The sequence below is a fragment of the Pseudomonadaceae bacterium SI-3 genome, assembly GCA_004010935.1.
In the GTDB taxonomy this organism is placed as follows: Bacteria; Pseudomonadota; Gammaproteobacteria; order Pseudomonadales; family Pseudomonadaceae; genus Stutzerimonas.
The window spans coordinates 43200-57323 of sequence record CP026511.1; the positions used below are offsets into that span (position 1 = coordinate 43200).

The window sequence follows — 14124 nt, forward strand, 5'->3', positions numbered from 1 at the left end:
CTAAAACAGCCGGTGAAGCAGTGACGTACTCTGACCACTAGCTTAGCTCGCCTGGGTTACCGCACTGAGAAACTCCTGAGTGCGGGTCTCCTGAGGGTTGCCGAACAGCTCGTCCGGCGTGCCCTGTTCGTGGATCCTGCCTTCATTGAAAAAGCATACCCGGTCAGCGAATTCCCGAGCGAAGCCCATCTGATGGGTCACCATCAGCATGGTCAGACTGTGCGCATCGCCCAGTCTGCGGATGACATTGAGCACTTCGCCGCAGAGCTCCGGATCCAGCGCAGAGGTCACCTCGTCGAACAGCATCACCTTGGGCCGCATCGCCAACGCTCGGGCAATGGCTACCCGCTGTTGCTGACCACCTGACAGTTGCGAGGGATAGTGCTCAAGTTTGTCTTCCAGCCCCACCATCGCCAGCAATTCCTCGGCACGCTCGCGAGCTTCCTTCTTCGACAGACCGAGCACCTGGACCGGTGCTTCCATCACGTTCTGCCGGGTACTCATGTGCGGAAACAGGTTGAAGCTCTGGAATACCATGCCCACCTTGCCGCGGACCCGACGCAAATGCCGCGCGTTGGCGCGGACCAGATTGCCACTGGCATTCGGCATGTGAGTCAACGGTTCGTCATCGACCATGATTACGCCTTCGTCGATGTCCTCCAGGGTCATCAATGCACGTAGCAGCGTTGATTTCCCGGAGCCGCTGGGGCCGATGATGGCGACCTTCTCACCCGTTCGGACATCCAGATCAAGATGGTTGAGCACCGTCAGGTCGCCGAAGTGTTTGCTCACATCCCGAAACTGCACCATCAGTTCCGGCTCGTTGGCAGGGCTGGTTGAGTTCTGGGTTTCGCCGGCAGGCGTCGATGCGTTCATCGGGCTAGCTCCATACGGTTTTCCAGTCGGCGTACGAACCAGGCGAGGCCGAGGCTGAGAATGAGAAAGAACAGGCCGACCATGGTGATCGGTTCCAGATAACGAAAGTGCTCCGAGCCGATGTTCTTGGCCCGCTGCATGATTTCCACCACGGTGATAGCCGAGAGCACGGGTGTGTCCTTGAGCATCGAGATCATGTAATTGCCCAGTGCTGGCAGGATCGGTCGCAGCGCCTGTGGCAGGATCACCTTGCGGTAGGCGTTGAGCGGCTTCATGTTCAGCGCCGTCACCGCCTCCCATTGCGCGCGGGGTACGGCATCGAGCCCGGCGCGATAGACCTCCGCTGTGTAACAGGCGTAATGCAGCGCGATGCCGATGATGCCGGCCTGCAAAGCGGTTAGATTGAAACCATAATTCGGCAGGACGAAAAACAGGAAGTACACCTGAATCAACAGCGGTGTGCTGCGGATGAACTCGATCAAACCAGTCATCGGCCAGGACAGCCAGCGATGCCGGCTGCGGCGTCCCACTGCGAGGAACAGGCCCAGCACGATGGCGATGGAAAACCCGGCGATGGTGATGCCGATGGTTTTCAGTGATGCGTCGAGCAATCTGGGCAGGATTTCCCAGGCGAACTCCCAATCGAAGAAATTCATGACATGCCTCCCCGCATCCGGCCGCGCGCCAGGCGCCGCTCAAGGGTGCGCATGGAGAAATTGATGATTTGGGCGAGAACGAAGTACATCACCAGCGCCAGGCCGAAAATTTCAAGGGTCATCAAGGTTGCCTGGTCCAGCTGGCGTGCACGGAACGCCAGATCGGACAGCGTAATCAGCGACACCAGCGAGGTATTTTTCAGCAACTCGATCAGCAGGTTGGTGCCTGGCGGGATCGCCGCCAACAGCGCTTGCGGCAGGATGACCCGGCGCAGACGCTGCCCAGCGGTCATGTTCAGTGCCTGGCAGGCCTCGTACTGTCCTTCGTGCACCGACCTTATGGCACCGCGCAGCACCTCCGCGCCGTAGGCGCCGATGTTCAGGCCCAGGCCGATGACCGCGACATTGAAAGCGCTCATGGAAACGTTAAAAGGTGGCATCGGCAGGACGAAGTAGAGCCAGAACAGCTGCACCAGCAGGGAACTGCCACGGAACACTTCTATGTAGACGATTGCCAGCCAGCGCAACGGCTTGATCGGCGACAGTCGGCCCAGGGCGCCGATCAGCGCGGCGACTATGGCCAGCAGGGAGCCAAAAAAGGTGATTTGCACGGTCACCCAGGCTCCTTCCAGCATGAGGGGGAGTAGTTCGTTCATCGTGGATATCCGGTTAGCGGCGCGGCGATAGGAACACGTCGCCCGTCAGGCTTGGCTGCGTGGGAGGACCAATCGTGGCGCCGGGTAGCGTTACGCGACGGGCAACAGGCCAGTCGAAAGCGGTCGCATCGCAGTGCTGCGACGGAGCCGGAGAGAAGGGGTAGAGCTATCTGAAGGCTATTCACGTAAGAGCCCGGCAGGGGCTCAAAAGCCCGCGCCGGTTCCTTGTTCATGCGCCATTGGATCAGGCGCTGCAGAGTTCCTCAGCGGTCTTGTCGGTGATGTTCGAGCGGTCGAAGCCAAAGGGTTCGACGGTTTTCAGATGATCATCGCTGCCAAGCCATTTCTTCAGCTCCACGTTGACGGCGTCACGCAGCGCCTTGTCTTCTGGACGGAACGCCAGCGCGCCGTAACCGGTGTTGGCCGGATCGTCCTTGAAGTCATCCGTGGCCTCGACCTGATCCCCGGCTTTCTCGGCCAGGCCTCTCATGGTCAGCTGCGTGCCCACTGCCGCGTCGGCGCGACCAGTGCGCACAGCCTGCAGTTGCGAGGTGGTGTCTGGGACCTGAACGATCTGCGAATCCTTGATACCGGCCTTGCGCGCGTAGTTGAGGTTGACCGTGCCGGACATGATTGCCAGCTTGATCGACTCATCCTTGGCGATATCTTCGTAGCTCTGCAGTTGCTTTGGGTTGCCGGCCTTGACCAGCAGGGTGTCCTGCAGCTGATAGTGCGGATCGGTAAACAGCACCTGCTTGCAGCGCTCTGGGGTGATGTACATGCCAGCGGCGATCAGGTCGAACCGGCTGGCACGAAGACCCGGGATCAGCGAGCCCCATTCGGTCAGCACAGGTTTGATGGTTTCGATACCCATCTTCTGAAAAATCTTCTCGACGATTTCCGGGGATTCGCCGGTCACGCTGCCATCAGTGGCGGTGTAGGCGAACGGTGTTTCGTTGGCATAACCGATCCGGACGCTGCTCTTTGCCTTGATGTCGTCGAGGGTATCGGCCTGGGCCAGGCCGCCGAGGGAAAAGCCGGTCAGTACGGCTGAGGCCAGCAAAAGCTTGCCGAAATGGAAAGGACGTGCGCGATTCATCGTGAATTCTCCTGTGCTTTTTATCGTTCGCCGGCAACAGAACCAGCAGTTTGGAGGGCAGCTTCAAGAGCATCAGGACAGGGCATTCCCTGCCTCGACGCGACGTTGGACTTCTTTTCTATATGAGGTGCGCCGCGTTTCGCTGTCCGAGCATAGCAAAAGCGGTTTTCCCCAAAGGATTGCACTAGGACAATTGCATGACATTGCGCTTCAGCTGATCCTGTCGCCTCGACAGAGGTGGAACGTCATGCACAACTGGAAACAGGCCTTGCTGGCTGCCCATGGCGGCGGATCAAAATACAAGCTGCTGGTCACGGCTATCGCAACCGACATTGAACAGGGCGAGCTTATCGACGGTCAGCGGCTGCCAACCCAACGCTTGCTGGCCGAGCAGCTGGACATCAGCGTGCAAACGGTGACTAACGCCTACAAGGAACTGGAGCGCCAGGGCTGGGTGCGCTGCGAGGTCGGACGCGGCAGCTTCGTTAGCCGGCGCATCAGCGAGCGGGTCGCCACATCCATGCTCGATCGCGGCGAACAATCGCTGCTCGACTTTTCCACGGCCCGCATCGTTCGCAGCGAACGCCATGACCGCTACTGGCGGCAGACCTGCGCAGAACTGGCTGCCGAGCACGAGCAGCCGTGGATCCACGCCTGCCGACCAATCGCCGGATTCGAACATCACCGCGAGGCCGGCGTGCAGTGGCTTGCCGGGTTGGGGTTGGGAGTTGAGCCGCAGGACCTGCTTCTGACCAATGGCGCTTCTCAGGCAATCTTCCTCGCCCTTGCCTCGCTGGCGGGACCTGACGATCTGGTGCTCTGTGAAAGCTGTACGGATCACGGTGTGATTGGTACCGCTCAGGTGCTCGGCTTCAAACTCCAGGGTGTCGAGGCGGATTGCGACGGTCTCGATCCGGAGCATTTCGAGGATATCTGCGCCAACGAGCGGGTCACCGCGCTGGTCTGCACGCCGAACCTGAATAACCCCACCAGCAGTTTGATGCCCGACTCACGTCGTCGCGAGATTGCCGACATCGCGCGCCGTTATGGTGTTTACGTGATTGAGGACGACGTATACGGCCCTTTGCTCGGCGATGACCGAGCGGCCCCACCGCTCAGTCACTACCTGCCGGAGTTGTCGTTTTATTGCACCAGCCTGACCAAGTCGGTGCTGACCGGCTTGCGCCTCGGCTACCTGGCGATGCCTCGGCGGTTGGCGTTGCGTACCGAGAGCATCTTCAGGGTCAACAGCTGGATGGCAGCCCCGTTGCTGGGTGAGATCGCGACGCGCTGGATCGAGCGCGGTCGTGCCAGGGAGCTGGTGAGCCTGCAGCGCGAGCTGATCGCTGCCCGACAGGCTGCGGTGACCGCCGAGCTGGGTGATTATCTGCGCGGCAGCCATCCTGCCTCGCTCAGTGCCTGGCTAGATGTGCCCGAACACTGGGATCTCGACGCCCTGCAGCATGAGTTGCGAGCGCGTGGGATCGCGCTGACGCTGCCTGATCCCTTTCTTCCCCCTGGCAGCCCGAGGCCCAGGGCAATGCGCTTGTGTATCGGCGCTGAATGCAGCGACCAGCGCTTGCGCACGGGGCTGGCAAGCATACGAGACGTGTTTGAGCAGTACCCGGAAATCCACGAGTTTCGCGGTGCTCGCTAGCCTGTCGGGTTAGATCGCAGTGAATTGAAAAGCACCGGATTCTTCGGCTACACGGGTTCCCATGTGATGCAACGCGTCCGGCGTTCCGACCGGCGCGCTACCCTCCAGCCTGAAATGACACTAGAATGCGCGCCGCTCGGGCCATGTCGGCCCGGCAATGGGTTCCCTAACCCCATCACTTCAAAAAGGAAATGCCATGTTGCAGCTCCCTCCATCGGTCCGCCGAGCCACTTTGGCCGGTCTGATCGCGTTCCACATCGTCATCATCATCGCCAGCAACTATCTGGTGCAGCTGCCGATCACCCTGTTCGGCTGGCACACCACCTGGGGCGCGTTCAGTTTCCCCTTCATCTTTCTCGCCACTGACCTGACCGTGCGTCTACTCGGCAAAGGCCCGGCGCGCCGGGTCATCGCCCAGGTGATGATTCCAGCGCTGGTCGCCTCCTACGTGGTCTCGGTGTTGTTTCACCAGGGTGCGTTCGCTGGGTTCTCGGCCCTGGGCGAGTTCAATCTGTTCGTGTTCCGCATTGCGGTTGCTAGCTTTCTCGCCTATGCGTTCGGCCAGATCCTCGACATCCAGGTATTCGACCGGCTGCGGCGCTTGCGCCAGTGGTGGATCGCGCCGAGCGCTTCGACCATCTTCGGCAACCTGCTGGACACCTTTCTGTTCTTCTCCATTGCCTTCTGGCACAGCGACGACCCGTTCATGGCGGCGAACTGGGTGGAGATTGCCAGCGTCGATTACGTCATCAAGCTGATCATCAGCCTGGCGTTGTTCGTTCCGCTCTACGGCATGCTGCTGAACGCGATCGTGCGTCTGCTGCCCGGTCAGCGGACTGTGACGGCATAAGGGTGACCTGCCACCGCTCGGCCTGTGAGCACAGGCCGAGCGAGCCGCTCATCAGAAACGGGTCGTCAGAAGAAGGTAAGCCCCGCCTGGAACAGCCGCTCCACGTCGCGGATATGCTTCTTGTCGACGAGAAACAGGATCACGTGATCGCCTGATTCGATGACCGTATTGTCATGGGCAATCAGCACCTCTTCGTCACGGATCACGGCGCCGATGGTGGTGCCGGGCGGCAATGCGATCTTGCCGATAGCCCGGCCAACCACCTTGCTGGAGCGTGAGTCACCGTGGGCGATCACCTCGATTGCCTCGGCGGCACCGCGGCGCAAGGAGTGGGCGCTGACGATATCGCCGCGGCGCACGTGGGTCAGCAAGGTGCCAATGGTGGCCAGCTGCGGGCTGATGGCGATATCGATCTCACCGCCCTGGACCAGATCGACATAGGCCGGGTTGTTGATGATGCACATGACCTTACGCGCGCCGAGACGCTTGGCCAGCAGCGACGACATGATGTTCGCTTCGTCGTCGTTGGTCAGGGCTAGGAAGACGTCGGCATCGTTGATGTTCTCCTCCACCAGCAGGTCGCGATCGGAAGCGCTGCCCTGCAGGATGATGGTGCTGTCCAGCGTGTCGGAGAGGTAGCGGCAGCGCGCCGGGTTCATTTCGATGATCTTGACCTGATAGCGGCTTTCGATGGCTTCGGCGAGGCGCTCCCCAATGTGGCCGCCGCCAGCAATGACGATGCGTTTGTAGTTGTCGTCCAGCCGGCGCATCTCACTCATCACCGCGCGGATGTGGCCGCGCGCCGCGATGAAGAACACCTCGTCATCAGCTTCGATGACCGTATCGCCTTGCGGCAGGATCGCCTGGTTGCGTCGGAATATCGCGGCCACACGCGTGTCGACGTTGGGCATGTGTTTGCGGATCTGGCGCAGCTCCTGCCCCACCAGCGGCCCACCGTAGTAGGCCCGCACGGCGACCAGCTGTGCCTTGCCACCCGCGAAGTCGATCACCTGCAGCGAGCCAGGGTGCTCGATCAGACGCTTGATGTAGTTGGTCACTACCTGTTCGGGGCTGATCAGCACGTCGACCGGAATCGCCTCGTTACTGAACAGGCCGGAGCGGGTGAGATACACCGACTCACGGACTCGGGCAATCTTGGTCGGTGTGTGGAACAGGGTGTAGGCAACCTGACAGGCAACCATGTTGGTTTCGTCGCTGTTGGTTACGGCGACCAGCATGTCGGCGTCATCCGCACCCGCCTGGCGCAGTACCGTCGGGAATGAACCGCGGCCTACCACGGTGCGGATGTCCAGCCGATCGCCGAGATCACGCAGGCGATCAGCGTCGGTGTCGACCACGGTGATGTCGTTGGCTTCGCTGGCGAGATTTTCGGCAAGCGTACCGCCCACCTGCCCTGCGCCGAGAATAATGATCTTCACGCGATCGCTCCTGAAAGGCGGCTTGTAACCGCCACAGCATGGGGTGGCCGAGACATTGGCGTCTGGCCCACCTTAGGATTGTCGGCCATTGGGTTGGGCCGCGACTTTTATCAATTTGGCGTAGTAGAAGCCGTCGTGGCCATTGTCCTGAGGCAACAGCTGACGTCCATGCGTCTGTTCGACGCCGAAACCCTTGGGCAGGTCCAATTCTCGGGCGCCGGTCGTGCGCGCCAGGAAGGCTTCGATCACCTCGCGGTTTTCGGTCGGCAGCACCGAACAGGTGGCGTACAGCAGCACCCCGCCCACTGCCAGGGTTGGCCACAGCGCATCGAGCATCTCGCCCTGCAGCGTGGCCAGCGGCGCGATGTCATCGGCCTGGCGCGCCAGCTTGATGTCCGGATGGCGACGGATCACGCCGGTGGCCGAACACGGTGCGTCGAGCAAGATCCGCTGGAACAGTTGGCCGTCCCACCAGACCTCGGTGGCGCGGGCATCGGCAGCCACCAGTTTGGCGTCGAGCTGCAAGCGGTTGAGGTTTTCCTGCACACGCTGCAATCGTTTCGGCTCAAGGTCCAGCGCGATGACTTCAGCCAAGGCAGGCTCGCGTTCGAGAATGTGGCAGGTCTTGCCGCCCGGGGCGCAGCAGGCGTCCAGCACGCGTTGACCGGGGGCCAGATCGAGCAGACCGGCGGCCAGCTGCGCCGCCTCGTCCTGCACACTGATGCGGCCCTCGGCAAAGCCAGGCAGCTGAGTGACGTCGCAGGCCGCGGCGAGTCGGATGCCATCTTTGCTGTGGCTGCAGCGGAAGGCCTCGATGCCAGCTTTCTGCAGTTCCGCGAGATAGGTGTCGCGCTCGACCTGGCGGTGGTTGACTCGCAGCATCATCGGAGGATGCAGGTTGTTCGCCGTGCAGATTGCTTCCCAGTGCTCCGGCCAATGCGCCTTGAGCGATTTCTGCAGCCAGCGCGGGTGGGCGAAGCGAATCACCGGATCGCGTTCGAGCTCGGCGAACAGCGCTTCGCCGTCACGCTGGGCGTTGCGCAGCACCGCGTTGAGCAAGCCTTTCGCCCAGGGCTTCTTCAGCTTCTCGGCGCAGCCAACGGTTTCGCCAATGGCGGCATGCGGCGGAATGCGGGTGTAGAACAGCTGGTACAGGCCGACTAGCAGTAAGGCTTCGACATCACGGTCCGCTGCCTTGAACGGCTTCTGCAACAAGCGCTCGGCGAGGCCTGACAGACGTGGCTGCCAGCGGGCAGTGCCAAATGCCAGTTCCTGAGTCAGGCCGCGGTCACGGGCGTCGACCTTACCCAATACATCCGGAAGGCTGCTGTTCAGCGAGGCCTTGCCGGACAGCACCACAGCTAGCGCGCGTGCTGCGGCGAGACGCGGATTTATCAACATTATTCGAACGCCTTGCCGACGGCAAACTGTTCGCGGCGGCTATTGAACAGGTCGCTGACGGCCAGTGCCTTGCCGCCAGGGAGTTGCAGACGGGTGAGCGTCAGCGAACCCTCGCCACAGGCAACCTCCAGGCCGTCCTTGCTTGCTTCGATGATCTGGCCCGGCGCGCCCTGACCTGTGGATAGTTGCGCGGCGTGAACTTTCACCGGCGCGCCGTCGAGGCTGCTGTGGCAAATCGGCCAGGGATTGAACGCCCGCACCAGGCGTTCAAGCTCAACTGCGGGGCGCTGCCAGTCGAGGCGAGCTTCGTCCTTGTTGAGCTTGTGCGCATAGGTAGCCAGGCTGTCGTCCTGGACTTCGCCTTTCAGTGTGCCGGCTTCCAGCGCCGCTGCCGCCTCGATCACGGCGCGCGAGCCGAGTTCGGCGAGGCGATCATGCAGGGTGCCGCCCGTATCCTCACGGGTAATCGGCGTGCTGACCTTGAGCAGCATCGGCCCGGTATCCAGCCCTGCTTCCATTTGCATGACGGTGACACCTGATTCGGTATCGCCTGCTTCAATGGCCCGCTGAATCGGCGCTGCGCCACGCCAACGTGGCAACAACGAGGCATGGCTGTTGATACAGCCCAGGCGCGGCATGTCCAGCACGGCCTGCGGCAGAATCAAGCCATAGGCGACCACGACCATCAGGTCCGCCTCCAAACCGGCCAGCTCTGCCTGGGCAGCCGGGTCGCGCAGGGTCTGGGGTTGATACACAGGTATGGCGTGCTGCAGCGCCAACTGCTTGACCGGGCTGGGCATCAGTTTCTGGCCACGACCTGCCGGGCGATCCGGCTGCGTATACACCGCCACGACCTGACGCTTGGCGTCGAGCAGGGCTTGTAGATGCTGAGCGGCGAATTCCGGCGTGCCGGCGAAAACGATGCGCATAGAAGACTCATCAATAAAAAAGGCTTGCTGCTGCAAGCCTTTGGAGTGGGAGATCAAGCCTGCTGACGGTGAAGCTTTTCCAGCTTCTTCTTGATCCGGTCGCGCTTGAGGTTGGAAAGATAATCGACGAACAGCTTGCCGTTGAGGTGATCGCATTCGTGCTGGATGCAGACCGCGAGCAGACCTTCGGCAATCAGCTCATAGGGCTGACCGTCGCGGTCCAGCGCCTTGATCTTCACCTTTTGTGGACGATCTACGTTTTCGTAGAAGCCGGGGACCGACAGGCATCCTTCCTGGTACTGCTCCATCTCGTCGGTGAGGAACTCAAACTCGGGATTGATGAAGACCCGTGGCTCGGTCTTGTCTTCGGACAGGTCCATCACCACGATCCGCTTGTGCACGTTGACCTGCGTGGCGGCCAGGCCGATGCCCGGTGCGTCGTACATGGTCTCGAACATGTCGTCGATAAGCTGACGAATGCCGTCGTCGACCACGTCCACCGGCTTGGCGATGGTGCGCAGGCGTGGATCGGGAAATTCTAGGATGTTCAGGATTGCCATATGCGTTTGTGATGCACTTATGGAATAAAGTCAAAAGCCGCTGCTAAGATGCCGAGCAGCTTGTAAACGGCTTAACGCCGCTTTCCACAAGGGTTTCTGCGGCGCTAGGGCGCTTTACGTGAAGGCACATCATAAAGGGATTCACCACATGAGGAAATCACTACTCGCCCTGCTGTTGGTGGCGGTTGGCGGCATGGCGCAGGCCGCTGTGGAGCTGAAGGATGGCCATCCTGAGCAATACACCGTAGTGAAAGGCGACACACTCTGGGACATTTCCGGCCGCTTTCTCAGCGAGCCCTGGAAATGGCCGGAACTCTGGCATGCGAACCCGCAGGTGGAAAACCCGCATCTGATCTATCCGGGCGACAGCCTCAGCCTGGTCTACGTCGACGGCCAACCGCGCATCATGCTCAACCGTGGCGCGTCGCGCGGGACCATCAAGCTCTCGCCAACCGTTCGCACGACACCCATGGCCGAGGCCATCAGCACCATTCCGCTGGAAGCCATCAATAGCTTTCTGCTGAGTAACCGCATTGTCGACAGCGCAGCAGAGTTCGAGGCCGCTCCTTACATCGTGGCAGGCAACGCCGAGCGCGTGATCAGTGGCTCTGGCGATCGCGTCTACGGCCGCGGCGAGTTCCAGGATGACATCGGTATCTACGGCATCTTCCGTCAGGGCAAGACTTACGTGGACCCGGAGACCGGGGAATTCCTAGGTATTAACGCCGACGATGTTGGCACCGCCGAGCTTCTCGACATGGAAGGTGACATTGCCACCATGATGCTCACGCGGGTCACTCAGGAAGCGCGCATCGGCGACCGCCTGTTCCCCAGTGAAGAGCGCGCAGTGAATTCGACCTTCATGCCGAGCGAGCCGAAAGAAGAGATCAACGGTGTGATTCTGGATGTGCCGCGCGGCGTGACGCAGATCGGTCAGTTCGATGTGGTTACCCTGAACCGGGGTGCGCGTGACGGGCTGAATGTTGGCAACGTGCTTGCCGTGTACAAGACCGGCGAAACCGTCCGCGACCGGGTCACCGGTGAAAACGTGAAGATTCCGGACGAGCGTTCGGGCTTGCTGATGGTGTTCCGCACCTACGACAAGCTCAGCTATGGCCTGGTCCTGCAGGCAACTCGCTCACTGTCGGTGATGGATAAGGTGCGCAACCCCTGATACCCCCCAAGCCCCGCATCGCGGGGCTTGTCATTTCTGAACAGCACTGCATGGATGCGGTGCCAAGAGACAAGGACTGTTCTCATGCCTTCGATTTCCCCTGCCGAACTGGAAGCACGCCTGCGCCTGCATTTGTTGCCGGAGCTGGGCCCGCGTCGCCTGCATAAATTGCTCAGTGCCTTTCCCGATGCGTCCTCAGCGCTCAGCGCGCCAGCCTCCGCGTGGCGCTCGTTGGGCTTGCCGGTCAGTTGTGCCGACGCCAGGCGCAGCCCGGCGATCCGCGAGCGAGCCGCGGCCAGCCTGGTCTGGTTGGAGGCACCGGGGCACCATCTGCTGATGTGGGATGACCCGGCGTATCCCGGGTTGCTAGAGGAGCTGCCGGACGCCCCACTCCTGTTGTTCATCGAGGGTGATCCAGGCCTGCTTGAGCGACCGCAGCTGGCCATGGTCGGCAGCCGTCGCGCCTCTCGACCAGGGCTGGATAACGCCACTGCCTTTGCGCGCAGCCTGGCTCGCGGCGGTTTCGTGATTACCAGCGGGCTGGCCCTGGGTATCGACGGCGCAGCACACCAGGGTGCGCTGGATGTGGGTGGCAAGACGATCGCCGTACTGGGTACGGGGCTGCAGTGCCTTTATCCGCGTCGCCATCTGGGGCTGGCTGCGCGCATTGTTGAGGGTGGTGGTGCGGTGGTCTCAGAACTGCCGCTCGACTGTCCGCCGCAGGCCGCCAACTTTCCTCGTCGTAATCGAATCATCAGCGGCTTGTCATTGGGTGTGCTGGTGGTCGAGGCAAGTCCTTCGAGCGGCTCGCTGATCACCGCCCGCCTGGCTGCCGAACAGGGCCGTGAGGTCTATGCGATCCCCGGCTCGATCCACCATCCCGGCGCCCGAGGCTGTCACCAGCTGATTCGCCAGGGCGCTGCACTGGTGGAAAGTGTCGACGACGTACTGCAGGCCTTGCGCGGCTGGCAGCAAGCCCCGGCCACGCCCGAAGCGCAACGATCCGAGCCGATGCACCCGTTGCTCGCCCAGCTGCATGCCGCTCCCATGAGCAGCGAGGTGCTGGCAGATGCCGTGAACCAGCCCTTGTCAGAAATCCTCGCAGCGCTCACCGAGCTGGAAATCGAGGGACTCGTCGCTTGCGAGAACGGTCGCTGGGTCGCTTGCGCGGGTTGAGGCCTGCTGTACTGCCGACAGCGCTTGGGTACACTTCGCCGATCAGTCTCAGGGGAGGTGGCAATGGTCGGCAATTGGCGTGTGCAGCAGGCGGCGCGGGTCGTCAGGCGTGGCGGGGTGATCGCCTATCCGACCGAGGCGGTCTGGGGCTTGGGCTGCGATCCTTGGGATAGCGACGCGGTACATCGGTTGCTGGCTCTGAAGGAGCGGCCGGTGGAGAAAGGACTGATTCTGGTCGCCGACTGCGTCGAGCAATTCGATTTTCTGCTGGAAGACCTTCCTGAGCGTTGGCTGGACCGTTTGGTTGGCAGCTGGCCGGGGCCGAATACCTGGCTGGTCCCGCACCGTGATCGCTTGCCAGACTGGATCACCGGCCAACACGACAGTGTTGCACTGCGTGTGACCGATCACCCGCTGGTGGCGAGGCTTTGCGCCTTAACCGGCCCATTGGTGTCCACCTCGGCCAACCCGGCCGGCCGACCTTCGGCGCGCTCACGTCTGCGCGTCGAGCAGTACTTCCCAGGGGATCTGGACGGCGTGCTTGGCGGCAGCCTGGGCGGCCGTAAAAACCCCTCCACCATTCGCGATATACGAAACGGCGAGGTCATCCGCGCTTCCTGACGCCAGGGCGCGCTGGTTCCCAGCCAGTTCAGGGCAGGAGGATGGTCGAGCCGGTCGTCTTGCCTGCGGCGAGCTGGCGCTGCGCCTCGGCAGCGTCGGCGAGCGGGTAACGCTGGCCGATCTCCACCTTGATCTGGCCGCTGGCGATCATCTCGAACAGCTCGGTCGCCATGCCTCGCAGGCGTTCGGCTGAGGTGGCGTAACCGGCCAGAGTTGGCCGGGTGACATACAGCGAGCCCTTCTGAGCCAGTACGCCAAGATTGACCCCGGTAACCGCGCCGGATGCATTGCCGAAGCTGACCAGCAGGCCACGCGGGGCGACACAATCGAGCGAGACGTCCCAGCTGCTCTTGCCCACCGAGTCGTAGACAACCGGACATTTCTGACCGTCAGTCAGCTCCAACACGCGCTGGACGATGTCTTCCTGAGTGCGATCGATAGTCTCCCAGGCGCCCAGTGATTTGGCGCGCACGGCCTTTTCTGCCGAGCCAACCACGCCGATCAGCCGCGCACCGATGGCCTTGGCCCACTGACAGGCGATCGAGCCGACACCACCGGCCGCCGCGTGGAAAAGGATGGTCTCTCCTGCTTTCAGCTCATAGGTCTGGCGCAGCAGATATTGAGTCGTCAGGCCCTTGAGCATCACCGAGGCGGCTTGTTCGAAGCTCACGCTTTCGGGCAGCTTGACCAGATGCCGCGCTGGAAGGGTGTGGTGTTCACCGTAAGCACCCAGCGGCCCGGTCGCGTAAGCGACACGATCACCTACCGCGAAATCATCGACGCCCTCACCCAGCGCTTCGACGACACCGGCACCTTCGGTGCCCAGGCCCGACGGAAGGCTCGGCGGCGCGTAGAGCCCGCTGCGGAAGTAAGTGTCGATGAAGTTCAGACCGATCGCATGGTTACGCACGCGGACCTCACCAGCGCCTGGTTCCGCGACCGGGACGTCGACCTGTTCGAGGACTTCAGGACCACCGTGCTGACTGAACTGGATGCGCTGCGACATATCGACTCCTGACAAATACTAAAG

The 14124-nt window shown here is 61.9% G+C and carries 14 protein-coding genes; 5 read left to right on the forward strand and 9 right to left on the reverse strand.

Annotated features, from left to right (window positions below; translation table 11 throughout):
• Window positions 1-42 precede the first annotated feature (42 nt).
• The 4 genes from ehuA to ehuB form a co-directional block, all read right to left on the reverse strand.
• Window positions 43-876 (reverse strand): ectoine/hydroxyectoine ABC transporter ATP-binding protein EhuA, encoded by an 834-nt coding sequence (gene ehuA / locus C1896_00225; GenBank protein ID AZZ43488.1) that lies wholly within the window; start codon window positions 874-876, stop codon window positions 43-45.
• Window positions 873-1532, reverse strand: a complete 660-nt coding sequence (ehuD, locus tag C1896_00230; GenBank protein ID AZZ43489.1) for an ectoine/hydroxyectoine ABC transporter permease subunit EhuD — start codon at window positions 1530-1532, stop codon at window positions 873-875. Before ehuD ends, ehuA begins: the two co-directional genes overlap by 4 nt.
• Entirely contained in the window at window positions 1529-2188 is a 660-nt protein-coding gene (ehuC, locus tag C1896_00235; GenBank protein AZZ43490.1) for an ectoine/hydroxyectoine ABC transporter permease subunit EhuC, read from the reverse strand. Before ehuC ends, ehuD begins: the two co-directional genes overlap by 4 nt.
• Before the next feature lie 244 nt (window positions 2189-2432).
• A complete protein-coding gene (gene ehuB, locus C1896_00240) occupies window positions 2433-3287 on the reverse strand; it encodes an ectoine/hydroxyectoine ABC transporter substrate-binding protein EhuB (protein ID AZZ43491.1) in 855 nt (284 codons plus the stop codon).
• Window positions 3288-3534: 247 nt separating this feature from the next.
• On the opposite strand from ehuB, the gene C1896_00245 reads away from it, so the two are divergent.
• Together C1896_00245 and C1896_00250 are read left to right on the forward strand one after the other, a co-directional pair.
• Entirely contained in the window at window positions 3535-4944 is a 1410-nt protein-coding gene (locus C1896_00245; GenBank protein ID AZZ43492.1) for a GntR family transcriptional regulator, read from the forward strand.
• Window positions 4945-5140: 196 nt separating this feature from the next.
• Window positions 5141-5794, forward strand: a complete 654-nt coding sequence (locus C1896_00250) for a hypothetical protein (protein ID AZZ43493.1) — start codon at window positions 5141-5143, stop codon at window positions 5792-5794.
• A 65-nt stretch (window positions 5795-5859) separates the two neighbouring features.
• Here the strand turns inward: C1896_00250 and C1896_00255 are convergent, their stop codons facing one another.
• From C1896_00255 to C1896_00270, 4 genes are all read right to left on the reverse strand, one after another.
• On the reverse strand, window positions 5860-7233 hold the full coding sequence (locus C1896_00255) for a Trk system potassium transporter TrkA (protein AZZ43494.1): 1374 nt from the start codon (window positions 7231-7233) through the stop codon (window positions 5860-5862).
• 72 nt (window positions 7234-7305) lie between these two features.
• Window positions 7306-8628 carry a 16S rRNA (cytosine(967)-C(5))-methyltransferase gene (locus C1896_00260; GenBank protein ID AZZ47456.1) on the reverse strand — a complete coding sequence of 441 codons (1323 nt, stop codon included), beginning with the start codon at window positions 8626-8628 and terminating at the stop codon, window positions 7306-7308.
• A gap of 5 nt (window positions 8629-8633) precedes the next feature.
• Entirely contained in the window at window positions 8634-9563 is a 930-nt protein-coding gene (locus tag C1896_00265) for a methionyl-tRNA formyltransferase (GenBank protein ID AZZ43495.1), read from the reverse strand.
• 53 nt (window positions 9564-9616) lie between these two features.
• Window positions 9617-10123: a peptide deformylase gene (locus C1896_00270; protein AZZ43496.1), complete on the reverse strand. Its 507-nt coding sequence runs from the start codon at window positions 10121-10123 to the stop codon at window positions 9617-9619.
• A gap of 148 nt (window positions 10124-10271) precedes the next feature.
• On the opposite strand from C1896_00270, the gene C1896_00275 reads away from it, so the two are divergent.
• The 3 genes from C1896_00275 (at window position 10272) to C1896_00285 (ending at window position 13094) form a co-directional block, all read left to right on the forward strand.
• The gene (locus tag C1896_00275) at window positions 10272-11297 is read left to right on the forward strand and encodes a LysM peptidoglycan-binding domain-containing protein (protein ID AZZ43497.1); all 1026 of its coding nucleotides are present in this window, start codon (window positions 10272-10274) and stop codon (window positions 11295-11297) included.
• 84 nt (window positions 11298-11381) lie between these two features.
• Complete coding sequence (gene dprA, locus C1896_00280; protein AZZ43498.1) at window positions 11382-12473, forward strand: DNA-protecting protein DprA; 1092 nt, start codon at window positions 11382-11384, stop codon at window positions 12471-12473.
• Between the two features lie 63 nt (window positions 12474-12536).
• Window positions 12537-13094 (forward strand): tRNA threonylcarbamoyladenosine biosynthesis protein RimN, encoded by a 558-nt coding sequence (locus tag C1896_00285; GenBank protein AZZ43499.1) that lies wholly within the window; start codon window positions 12537-12539, stop codon window positions 13092-13094.
• A 28-nt stretch (window positions 13095-13122) separates the two neighbouring features.
• On the opposite strand, the gene C1896_00290 is transcribed toward C1896_00285, so the two are convergent.
• A complete protein-coding gene (locus tag C1896_00290) occupies window positions 13123-14100 on the reverse strand; it encodes a quinone oxidoreductase (protein AZZ43500.1) in 978 nt (325 codons plus the stop codon).
• Window positions 14101-14124 lie beyond the last annotated feature (24 nt).